Genomic DNA, 12,051 nt, shown 5'->3' with positions numbered 1-12,051 from the left:
ACAACGTTAAGAATGTCTTTGACACGGATGCAGACATTAATATTTTCCAAAAGATTCATATAGTCGTAAGCCATAGGATCAAGTGATACAGCATTAACGCCTTGCCATATATAATTCATCAAATAGCCTGTCACCAATCCGCAGCGATTTGGTACGCCGCCCTTCTTCAACAAAACCAAACTTTTTATACAGTGCGATCCCTCGCAAATTATCTTCTCGAACAGAGAGCTCTATCCGTCTAACCCCTTTGCAATTCGCCGCATCAACAACGACTGCAAGTAAATTGGCACCGACACCCCTACCCCAATATGGCTTTCTAACGCCCATCACCAAAGAACCAACGTGCCGAGAACGGCGCTGTTTACTAGCTGTTACGGCACAATAGCCAATTAGCTCTTGTCGGTCCTGTGCAATCATCCACGTCACGTTATTTTGTGCTACAGCATTTGAAATAATTTCAGACTGTAAAATTTTCGACTGCGGTCTCTCTCCTGGCTCGAGTAACATAAAATCAGATTCTGCATCGAGTGCCAAATTTAGCGCTAGCATTAAACCAGCGTCCCCTATTGCGATAGGCCTAACTTCCATCCCTGCCCTCCATAAATTCAAACTATCTCAAACTATAAATTAAAGCATGAAATGTGTTGAGAAGTTCTTAACACTTCTACACTTTATATTGGTCTACTCGAAACCGCGCTCAAACTAGCATACACTCACGAACCAACAACAAACCCGCTTAAGCAGTACGAGAGACATAACATGAATGGCGCTGAGAGTATTATTCAAACCCTTTTAAAAGCAGGTGTTGATACTTGCTTTACTAACCCGGGCACTTCTGAAATGCACTTCGTGCACGCGATTGGTACCCAACCGAAAATGCGTTCTGTGCTTGGACTTTTTGAGGGTGTTTGCTCTGGCGCCGCCGACGGCTACGCTAGGATGACGGGTAAACCTGCGGTTACGCTACTGCACCTTGGCCCAGGTCTCGCAAACGCGACAGCCAATATCCACAATGCTCGCCGCGCCCACTCACCGATGGTTAATCTCATTGGCGATCACGCCACTTATCACTTGCAGTATGACGCACCTCTTGCATCCGATATCAATGGCTTAGCGACTGCGTTTGGTGATTGGGTTAAGCATGCCGAAACGGCCGATGAGCTTAGCGGCTTGGGCGCTCAAGCTGTGCAGGCCGCAATGAGCAACTCAGGCCAAATTGCAAACCTCGTGGTGCCTGCTAATTGCGCGTGGGATGAAACCAACACCATTGCTGATGCCTTAGTTCCGACGCCACTTAAGTCAGTGCCTGGGGATCGCATAGACGCTATTGCCAAAGTGCTTCAAAGTAAATCGAATGTCACGATAGTTATTGGCGGCCCAGCAAATCAGCCGAGAGCATTGCACGCCCTAGATAAAATCGCACAAGCCACCGGCGCTACCGTTTTATACGAAACATTTAACGGTCGAATTACACGTGGAGCCGGTCAAGTAAAATTTGATCGAGTAGAATATTTTGTTGAGGCCGCCCAGGCGCAATTTAAGGATTGTCAACATGTCATCACCGTCGCGGCAAAATCACCAGTTGCGTTTTTCGCCTATCCCAATCGCCCAAGTACGCCGCTCCCTGACGGCTGCACTACCGACGCTCTCGCTGGTCTAGATGAGGATGTATTTACCGCACTGGATGATTTAGTTGAAGCTCTAGGCGCACAAAAAATATCGCCACGCATTCAAGAAGTCATTACTCCAGACCTCATGACTGGCAACAGCTTGAGCGCTAAAAGTATTGGCTATGCCGTTGGTAACATGCTGCCTGAAAATGCAATCGTCGTTGACGAAGCGGCAACGTCCGGAGGACCATCCACTGGATTAACGCAAGGGTCTGCCATGCATGATTGGCTGCAACTAACGGGTGGTAGTATCGGCTATGGTTTACCCGTTGCCACCGGTGCGGCTATCGCCTGCCCAGATCGCTCCGTTATTTGCTTACACGGGGATGGTGGTGCCATGTATACCATTCAATCACTCTGGACGCAGGCGCGCGAAAATTTAAATGTAGTAAATATTATTTTTGCCAACCGAAAATATCGTATTCTTCAAGTTGAGCTTGCGCGAGTAGGGGCAGAAAACCCCAACACCAAAACATTAGATATGTTGGATATTGATAAACCCGAACTTAACTTCCAAGAAATTGCGAAAGGCATGGGTGTCAATGCCACTCGCGCAACAACCGCTGATGAATTTAATGAACAACTCAAACGCGCACTTGCAGCGGAAGGCCCACAGTTAATCGAAGCCGTCATTTAAGTGTTACCCACCCTGAAAATAAAAAAGGAGCAGATTTGCTCCTTTTTTATTTTCAGGGTAGGGACTAAATTGAACGCTCTTTGCTTAAAGCAACACTAGGAATATCTGCCAACAATCCTGGTAATAATGCTTGGAACACTAACGAATTACTTTCGCCAGTTTCAACTTGAGCCGCTTGCACGCGCCAAATATTTCGAGATGTGGCAGCTTCTGACAAGGTTAGTTGCATCACCGTCTCATTGGTAGGCAAGCTAGCCACATCCTTACTCAAATCGTACACACCTTCCAACTGCGTACCGTTCCTTGCACGTACAGCGAACTCGCTACGTAACACTAAATCAGGGTTAATATTAGTAATTTTGTAGCCTTGAGTTGTTAAACAACCTTTTATTTGTTCTGCCATTTGCGCCTCGCCAGCGCCGGCGTTGGGCTGCGGCTCTACAGCCACGGAACGATATTCGCTCCAATTCGCCGTATTGTCTAACCAACGTTTTACTTTGGCATTATCTTGATTACGCTTTTGTTTTTGCTCCATACGCAAGCGAAGTTGAACATCGACTTCTGAGTCTGCAAGACGCGTAGCTTCTTCTTGTGTAATCGCCCCTTCGGCGACAAGTTGGTAAAGTGCATCATCAAACGTTTGACTACTGCTATTTTGATCCTTGCGCATAAGCTCTTTAAGTTCTGCAGTAGAGCCTTTGCGAATTATTTCTGCCATGTGCATGTTGTTGTACAACAACTCGATAACCGGCATTGTTTTACGTTCGATACCTTTCGCTAAGCGCTGTGCTACAACGGCTAGTAAGTGTGAAGCCACATCCTGATAAATTCGATGATGTGCATCAGGCGGGAAGAAATTCACCAAACGATCAACCGCCAAGTTAGCGGAAGTCGCATGTAAAGTCGCCACACAGAGATGACCTGTTTCAGCTAAACGTAGCGCATGCTTTGCCGTTTCTTCATCGCGGATTTCCCCAATGACAATGACATCCGGCGCTTCACGCAGCGCAAATTTCAAGGCATCAGCGTAGCTTTCCGTGTCCACACCAATCTCTCGTTGACTGACTAGCGATTGCGCGTGGTAGTGAATATATTCGATAGGATCTTCAATAGTGAGAATATGGCCTTGCCGATTTTGGTTGCGGTAGTCCACCATCGCAGCGACAGTAGACGACTTGCCGACACCAGTTGCACCAACAACCAACAGTAAGCCCTGCTCGGCCATAATGAGTTCTTTCAACACTGGCGGCAGATGAAGTTCTTCAATAGTCGGGATAATGTTCTTAATGTGACGAGCGACCAGTGCTACCTGTCCTTTCTGGCGGTATACATTGAGCCGAAATCTCCCGCCGTTTTTAATCTGCAGGCTAAGGTCAACCTCAAGGTTCAGCTGAAATTTTTCTATCTGTTCTTGATCTAGAGACTCAAGTACAAGCTGCTCAACTTCATTTTCTTCCAGGGGTGTTTCTTTCACCCAGCGAAGCTCACCATTTACTTTGAACATAGGTGGAGCTCCCGGATTTAAATAGAGATCGGAAGCTTTCAGCACTGCCATGCTCTCCAGCAAGCTGTGTAGATTCGTCATCATCTCGTTAAACGCCCCTCAATTTTATAATTCGTACTGTATAAAGTTTTTTGCACGGTGATAGAAAAATCGAAGAATCTTTGTACCCTATCACCACAGTGATGTAAACATTGCTCAGTTCTTAAATTTGAAGGAAATCACCTCTAATTCCACTCGTCGATCTACCCGTCACCTTTAATTGGGATTACTATAGGTGGACTAAGCAATTAACTTAGTCCCGCTTGGGGGTCAATCATTAACTTAGAGGATACAAGACCATGTTTTCGCTCACCCACCTTAAACAGGCATCGATGGACATCGATATGAACCAATTAAACGGGTATATGGATCAAGCACCAGACTTACTCATCACCTACGGTGCCAAGTTACTATTGGCACTCGCCATCTACATCGTTGGTGGCTGGGTCGCAAAATTTGTATCTAAGATGCTAGAAAAAGCGCTAGACAGCCGTTCGGTCGACCGCACCATCACGGTCTTTGTACGCAACCTCCTATACTACATCATGCTCGTGGTTGTGATTATCGCTGCACTCGGTCAGCTCGGCGTTCAAACAGCTAGTTTTGTTGCCATCATCGGTGCTGCGGGCTTAGCCGTTGGTTTCGCATTACAAGGCTCACTTTCAAACTTCGCCGCTGGCGTAATGCTAATTATGTTCCGCCCCTGCAAGGTCGGCGATTTCGTTGAAGCCGGCGGCGCTATGGGTGTGGTTTCTGACATTTCTATCTTTGCAACCACAATTCTCACTGGCGACAACAAGACCATCACCATTGCGAACTCAAGCATCATGGGCGGTAATATCGTCAACTACTCAACTCAAGAAGAACGACGCATTGATATGGTGGTCGGCGTAAGCTATAACGCAAACATCCAACAAGTCAAAGACGAACTGGCAGCCATCGCCGCAGCGGACGAACGCGTACTCACAACCAAAGATGTGACTATTGGATTGGCTGAGCTCGCAGACTCGTCTATCAATTTTGTATTCCGCCCATGGGTTAAGTCAGGTGACTACTGGCCCACCAAATTCGATTTGAACGAGAAGATCAAAAATCGTTTTGACGAGTTGGGTATCGAGATTCCATATCCACAAATGGATGTTCACGTACAACAGGCTTCCTAAATCACTTTTGATTAGGCACAAAAAAACCCGCTCAAAGCTGAGCGGGTTTTTTATGTCTAGCGTATAGAAACCTGTCGGGAGCGCTTACGCATCACCCGCTGGTTGTTCAGGCGCAGCCTCTTCAGCAGGTTGCTCAGCCGCTTCGTCTTGTTTCGCTTCTTTAATTGAAAGCTTGATACGGCCACGTTGGTCTACGTCTAAGCACTTCACTTTAACCATTTGGCCTTCTTCCAAGTAATCTGAAACACTATTCACACGCTCTTCAGCAATTTGCGAAATATGAACCAAACCATCTTTACCCGGCAAGAAGTTCACAAATGCACCGAAATCAACAATACGGACCACTTTGCCTTCATAAATCTGGCCAATTTCTGCTTCGGCAGTAATTTCACCGATGCGATCAACAGCCGCCTTCATTGACTCATTGTTATCCGCATAGACTTTAACCACACCGTCATCATTAATATCAATTGATGCGCCAGTCTCTTCGGTAAGCGCACGGATTGTCGCACCGCCTTTACCAATGATGTCTCGAATCTTGTCTGGATCAACCTTCAACGTCTCAAAACGTGGTGCGTTGTCGTTCACTTCGGTCCGTGAAGAATCGATAACTTTATTCATTTCACCAAGGATATGGAGACGGGCTTGAAGCGCTTGCTTTAACGCGACTTCCATAATCTCTTCGGTGATACCTTCGATTTTGATATCCATCTGCAACGCAGTAATACCCTGCGCTGTACCAGCCACTTTGAAGTCCATATCACCGAGGTGATCTTCGTCACCCAGGATGTCGGTTAATACGGCGAACTTTTCACCTTCTTTTACCAAGCCCATGGCGATACCCGCAACAGGCGCGCGAAGCGGAACACCAGCATCCATCAATGCCAAGCTTGAACCACATACTGAAGCCATAGAACTTGAGCCGTTAGATTCGGTAATTTCGCTGACAACCCGAATGGTGTACGGGAAATCTTCTTCTTTTGGCAATACCGCCGCAACACCACGACGCGCCAAACGACCGTGACCGATTTCGCGACGGCCCGTGCCGCCCATACGACCGGCTTCACCCACAGAGTATGGAGGAAAATTGTAGTGCAACATGAAGTTATCGCGTTTTTCGCCTTCAAGTGCATCGATGATTTGCGCATCACGTGCAGAGCCCAAAGTCGCAACCACAATTGCTTGAGTTTCACCGCGAGTAAACAACGCAGAACCATGCGCTTTCGGCAACACACCAACTTCAACATTGATTGGACGAACAGTTTGTTGATCACGGCCATCAATGCGTGGCTCACCGTCGGTTACACTGGTACGTACGGTTTGCTTCTCGATAGAACCGAAGACTTTCTTCACTTCGTCGCCATCAATACCGCTTTCTTCGGTAGCAAGAGTTTCAACCGCTTTCGCACGTAACTCACCCAGTGCGGTGTAACGCGCTTGCTTGTCAGTGATGCGATAAGCTTCTTTAATGCCCGCTGCGAAGCCTTCTGATACAGTGCTAATCAACGCTTCATTTTTAGGTTCTGGCTGCCAATCCCAACGCGCTTTACCGGCATCACGCGCCAATTCCTCACACGCTTGCACAACCGCTTGCATCTCTTGATGAGCGTAAAGAACAGCGCCCAACATAATATCTTCTGGCAATTCGCTTGCTTCTGACTCAACCATCAAGACAGCATCTTTAGTGCCTGCAACAACCATGTCTAGCTCTGAAGTCTCTAGGGCTTCGTACGATGGGTTTAGTAGGTAACCACTTTCCTGAGTAAAGCCAACACGAGCCGCACCAATTGGACCGCTAAATGGAATACCAGAAATCGCCAAGGCTGCGGAAGTACCAATCATTGCTGCAATGTCAGGGTCTTGGGTTTTGCACGTTGACATCACGGTACAAACAACTTGCACTTCATTCATGAAGCCGTCTGGAAAAAGAGGACGGATGGGTCGATCAATGAGGCGAGACGTTAGTGTTTCTTTTTCACTTGGTCGACCTTCACGTTTAAAAAAGCCTCCTGGGATTTTACCGGCAGCGTAGGCTTTTTCGATGTAATGAACAGATAGCGGGAAGAAGTCTTGACCTGGTTTGGTATCTTTTGCACCAACCACGGTGACCAATACTGCAGTTTCTCCCATGGTGACTAAGGCAGCGCCAGTAGCTTGTCGAGCGATGCGGCCAGTTTCGATGGTGACGGTTTGTCCGCCGTATTCAAATGATTTAATTACAGGATTCACAATTTTATCCTTTTCTATTTAGATACTATTTTTACGTTAATTTTTGCGTTAATACGGATACGTTGTGATACGGAATGAGTACAGCTGATTGCGCTCTCCGTTTACAACAACGTACTTCGATCGAATTAATTAGCTCTATGGTTATTCAATTCGACCACAAAAACGAATAACTCTGATTACACGAGCAATTTAAACGCCCACTAGAGAGTTAATTATCTACGAGGTAAACAAAAGGGGCTCGTAAAACGAACCCCTTATGTTTGCTATCGTCTTAGACCCAGCTTTTGGATCAAAGCGGCATATCGGCTTACATCTTTGCCTTTTAGGTAATCCAACAACTTGCGACGTTGGTTAACCATACGGATCAAACCGCGGCGAGAGTGGTGATCTTGCTTGTGAGATGCGAAGTGACCTTGCAACTTGTTGATGTTGGCAGTCAGCAATGCAACTTGCACTTCCGGAGAACCGGTATCACCTTCTGATTGTTGATGTTCTTGAACGATTTGCGCTTTTTCTTGAGCACTAAGTGACATAATTGTTACCTCAGTTAATATGCAATTAATGAACAGCTCATCTAGTCAGATAAAGCCATTCCCCATTCAGCCATACCCGCGCACATTTACAGGTAGGCTAATCAATAGGGACTTTATATTCCTATTGATCCATGACGCCACAGCGTAGCCACAACATCATAAATTTTGTTCCGCTGACAGTCCTTATACCACCAGCCTTTTTGGCGCGATACGCCCGTCATCCGTGGCCTCAGCGACGCCTAAAAAATCTCCAGTGTCGGAGAAGACACGCACAATACCACCTTCTTCTGTAATCTGATAGACCTGCGGATCCATCACCGCTTGGCCGTGTTTAAAATAGTAAACACTATGCTCGTTCAATGTTAGCACCGGCAGCTCCGCAATGGGCGCATCAACTGGAAGCAGATGGTGATCTAGTAGTTCCGCCAGGCCATCACCTCGCTCCTGCTCTAACTCGTCGAGTGACACGGCGTTTGTATCATCAAAAGCCCCAGTCGCTCGGCGGTGCAATTCAGCGACGTGACCACCACAACCAAGATCCTGCCCCAGATCCTCAGCAATGCTGCGAATATACGTCCCTTTGGAACACTCTACATCGATATCAACGTACGCAGGGTTACCAGGGATGAAGTCTAGCAGTTTAATCGCGTAGACAGTCACCTGCCTGACCTTACGCTCGACTTCTTTGCCCTCTCTAGCCAATTTATACAACGGCTGGCCTTGGTGTTTCAGGGCAGAATACATTGACGGGATCTGCTCAATCTTACCTTCGAAATGACGAAGCGCTTGCTCTACCACATCCCGAGATAACGTTGATGCATCACGCTCTTCAATTATTTCACCGTCAGCGTCACTGGTAGTTGTTCTAATGCCTAAACAAATACGGCTGCGGTAAGCTTTATCGGAGTCTAACAAAAACTGTGAAAATTTCGTCGACTCACCAAAACAGATTGGTAACACGCCAGTAGCAAGCGGATCTAAGCTACCCGTGTGCCCGGCTTTCGCAGCGAAGAACAAGCGCTTGGCACGCTGCAAGGCACCATTCGACGTCATGCCTGCTGACTTATTTAATAACAGCACTCCACTGATGGGGCGCCCTTTAGGTTTACGAACCAAGACCTTACCTATTTACAACTTCTACACGCGAGATTTAGCAATCGACAAAATGCGTTGCGTTATTCCTCGAGGTGCTTCTTATCTTTTGCCACAGCTTTATCAATCAAGCTGGAGAGCTTTTGACCGGCAACAGATGTTTTATCGTATTTAAAGTGTAACCGAGGAGTGGTACGACTATTTAACGACTTTGCTAATTGCCCGCGAAGAAAACCCGAGGCTTTGTTGAGAATCGATATCGACAGGTCAATTTGCGCAGGGTCTTCACTATTAATGAGCGTGACATAAACCGTAGCATTGGCGTAATCGGGACTAACATCAACCTCGTTAATATTTACAATCCCAATACGAGGGTCTGCGATTTCCGTTTGGATAAGTTGCGCGAGGCTTCTCTGTATTTGATCCGCAACGCGCAACGAACGACTAAAATCTTTTGGCATATGATGTCTCTAAAATAGCACGGCTATGCAAGAACGCGCAGCCGGATTACAGCTCACGCGCTACTTCTTTTACATCAAACACTTCGATTTGATCACCAACTTTTACGTCGTAGTCCTTCACACCGATACCACATTCAGTACCGTTGCGCACTTCATTGACATCGTCTTTAAAGCGACGCAATGATTCCAGCTCACCTTCAAAAATCACGATATTGTCGCGCAACACGCGAATAGGTTTACTTCGATACACAGTACCTTCAACCACCATACAGCCAGCCACTTGGCCAAACTTGGGTGACCTAAAGACATCCCGTACTTCGGCAATACCGACAATTTCCTCGACTCGCTCAGGTGCCAACATACCGCTGAGGGCGCTCTTCACCTCATCGATTAGTTGATAAATAATCGAGTAATAACGAATTTCAACCGACTCTACTTCAGCGAGCTTTCGAGCAGACGACTCAGCACGTACGTTAAAGCCGATCACAATTGCGCCACTGGTGATAGCAAGGTTAATGTCATTTTCGGAAATGCCACCAACACCAGCGTTGACAATATTCACCTGCACTTCTTCGTTACCCATATCAAGCAAGGCTGCTTGAATGGCTTCGAGAGATCCACGAACATCCGTTTTCAAAATAACTGGGAGCACTTTTTTATCTGCTTCGCCCATGCTTGAGAACATATTCTCTAATTTAGCAGCCTGCGCACGCTTCAAACGCTCTTCACGCTCTTTTTCCCCACGATGGAGAGCCACTTCACGCGCTTTCCGCTCGTCAGGGACAACAACAAACTCATCACCCGCTGCAGGAGCAGAGTCCAATCCGAGAATTTCGACTGGTGTTGATGGGCCCGCTTCGGTTACTTTTTGCAACAATTCGTTTGTCATCGCACGTACACGACCAAAGCTCTGACCAGCCAACAAAATATCGCCAGCTTTTAAGGTGCCTTGTTGTACCAACATGGTCGCCACAACGCCGCGACCTGTTTCTAGCCGCGATTCAACAACCACACCGCGCGCTGGTGCATTTTCAACGGCGCCAAGTTCAAGCATTTCGGCCTGTAGCGACACCGCGTCCAGCAGCTCATCAACTCCCATTCCGGTATGGGCAGACACTTGAATAAACTGCGTGTCGCCGCCCCAATCTTCGGGAATAACGTCTTTCGCTGCCAATTCGTTTTTAACACGATCCGGATCAGCGGTTTCTTTATCGCACTTATTGATAGCTACAACAATCGGCACACCTGCTGCTTTCGCGTGCTGAACCGCTTCTTCGGTTTGTGGCATCACGCCATCATCAGCGGCAACAACCAAAATAACCACATCCGTGCACTGAGCACCACGCGCCCGCATCGATGTAAACGCGGCGTGTCCAGGAGTATCCAGGAAGGTGATTTCACCATGGCCTGTTTTCACCCTGTATGCACCAATGTGCTGGGTAATACCACCGGCTTCACCAGAAGCAACTTTTGATTCACGGATATAATCGAGCAATGAGGTTTTACCATGATCAACATGGCCCATCACAGTAACCACTGGCGCACGGGAAACTTGATCACCTTCGACGGTAATCGCTTTTTCGAGCTTCTCTTCTACTTCATTGCCAGAGACTAATTTGGCCGTATGCCCCATTTCTTCTACGAGTAGCTGAGCCGTATCCTGGTCTAACGATTGATTGATAGTTGCCATAACACCCATTTTAATCAGGCGCTTAACAACCTCAGTACCTTTTACTGTCATGCGTTGAGCTAGCTCAGAAACAGAGATAGCTTCGGGTATTTCCACTTCGTGAACAATCTTTTTGGTCGGCATCTTAAACTTATGTTTGTTGACCAATTTGATTGGCGTTTTGGGTTTTTTACGTTCGGTTGGAATCAGATCTGCCGCCGTTGCATCTGCATCGTCGATTTCTTCTTCAGCCAACGCTTCATCAACTAACAGATCGATACGCTTGGCTTTTTTAGGACCCGCGCCCGGCGCTTTTTTAGTTTTCTTGTGACGAACTTCTTCTGCATCATCTTCTTCGTGACGCTCTTTGCGTTTAGCATGATGCTTGCGATCTTCTTCACTTGAATCTTCTGATGCTGGCGCTTTTTTAGCTGATGCAATTTGGGCAGCTTTTTCTGCTTTTTCTTTCTCTGCTTTTTCAGCCGCGACACGCTCAGCTTCTTCTACCTCACGACGCGCTTTAATAGCGGCCAAACGCTTCATCTCGATTTCATCGACGAACGATGATGGCTCGCTAGCAGGTACTTCTTTCGGAGGCTCTTCTACGACCGGCTCAGCTTCTACTTTCGCTTCAACTGGCTCTGGCGTTTCAACCGGAGCGGGCTCAGGAACAGGAGCGGCTTCAACCTCTGGGGCTGGCGCTTGAACTGGCGCTTCTTCCGCTTCTGACTCTTCTCGCTTAACGTAGGTACGCTTTTTCCGCACTTCAACGTTTACGGTTTTACGAGAGCTTCCACTACCGGTTTTTAAGGTTGTCGTCGTTTTACGACGCAACGTGATTTTCTTTGGCGTCGCTGCCGCCGTCTCGCCATGACTGTCTTTCAGAAACGCTAGCAAGGCTTGCTTTTCTGCATCGGAAACGACTTGGTCTGGTGACTCATGAGCTAAACCAGCCTCTTTCATCTGGCTCAACAATCGATCGACGGAGGCGCCGACCGATTTAGCGAGTTCGCTTACTGTTACTTCTGCCATGTTTTTTCCCCAGTCTTAATAC

The 12,051-nt window shown here is 47.3% G+C and carries 9 protein-coding genes; 2 read left to right on the top strand and 7 right to left on the bottom strand.

Annotated elements, in window-relative coordinates:
- Positions 1-93: 93 nt before the first annotated feature.
- Complete coding sequence (locus ACZ5NB_RS03535; protein WP_460231595.1) at positions 94-588, bottom strand: GNAT family N-acetyltransferase; 495 nt, start codon at positions 586-588, stop codon at positions 94-96.
- Positions 589-759: 171 nt separating this feature from the next.
- Here ACZ5NB_RS03535 and ACZ5NB_RS03530 point away from each other — a divergent pair, with 171 nt between their 5' ends.
- Positions 760-2,307: an acetolactate synthase large subunit gene (locus ACZ5NB_RS03530; RefSeq protein ID WP_460231594.1), complete on the top strand. Its 1,548-nt coding sequence runs from the start codon at positions 760-762 to the stop codon at positions 2,305-2,307.
- A 64-nt stretch (positions 2,308-2,371) separates the two neighbouring features.
- Here ACZ5NB_RS03530 and ACZ5NB_RS03525 read toward each other — a convergent pair whose 3' ends face one another.
- Entirely contained in the window at positions 2,372-3,895 is a 1,524-nt protein-coding gene (locus ACZ5NB_RS03525) for a PilT/PilU family type 4a pilus ATPase (RefSeq protein ID WP_460231593.1), read from the bottom strand.
- Positions 3,896-4,149: 254 nt separating this feature from the next.
- Here ACZ5NB_RS03525 and ACZ5NB_RS03520 point away from each other — a divergent pair, with 254 nt between their 5' ends.
- On the top strand, positions 4,150-5,013 hold the full coding sequence (locus tag ACZ5NB_RS03520; protein WP_460231592.1) for a mechanosensitive ion channel family protein: 864 nt from the start codon (positions 4,150-4,152) through the stop codon (positions 5,011-5,013).
- Positions 5,014-5,097: 84 nt separating this feature from the next.
- On the opposite strand, the gene pnp is transcribed toward ACZ5NB_RS03520, so the two are convergent.
- From pnp to infB, 5 genes are all read right to left on the bottom strand, one after another.
- The gene (gene pnp / locus ACZ5NB_RS03515; RefSeq protein WP_460231591.1) at positions 5,098-7,242 is read right to left on the bottom strand and encodes a polyribonucleotide nucleotidyltransferase; all 2,145 of its coding nucleotides are present in this window, start codon (positions 7,240-7,242) and stop codon (positions 5,098-5,100) included.
- Positions 7,243-7,505: 263 nt separating this feature from the next.
- The gene (gene rpsO / locus ACZ5NB_RS03510; protein WP_460231590.1) at positions 7,506-7,775 is read right to left on the bottom strand and encodes a 30S ribosomal protein S15; all 270 of its coding nucleotides are present in this window, start codon (positions 7,773-7,775) and stop codon (positions 7,506-7,508) included.
- A 183-nt stretch (positions 7,776-7,958) separates the two neighbouring features.
- A complete protein-coding gene (gene truB, locus ACZ5NB_RS03505) occupies positions 7,959-8,891 on the bottom strand; it encodes a tRNA pseudouridine(55) synthase TruB (RefSeq protein WP_460231589.1) in 933 nt (310 codons plus the stop codon).
- Positions 8,892-8,950: 59 nt separating this feature from the next.
- Positions 8,951-9,328 carry a 30S ribosome-binding factor RbfA gene (gene rbfA / locus ACZ5NB_RS03500; protein WP_460231588.1) on the bottom strand — a complete coding sequence of 126 codons (378 nt, stop codon included), beginning with the start codon at positions 9,326-9,328 and terminating at the stop codon, positions 8,951-8,953.
- A 46-nt stretch (positions 9,329-9,374) separates the two neighbouring features.
- A complete protein-coding gene (infB, locus tag ACZ5NB_RS03495) occupies positions 9,375-12,029 on the bottom strand; it encodes a translation initiation factor IF-2 (protein ID WP_460231587.1) in 2,655 nt (884 codons plus the stop codon).
- Between the last annotated feature and the right edge of the window lie 22 nt (positions 12,030-12,051).

The organism is Aurantivibrio plasticivorans (assembly GCF_055392955.1).
The sequence above is the reverse complement of the archived record's forward strand: the minus strand, read 5'-3'. Positions and strand labels throughout refer to the sequence as shown.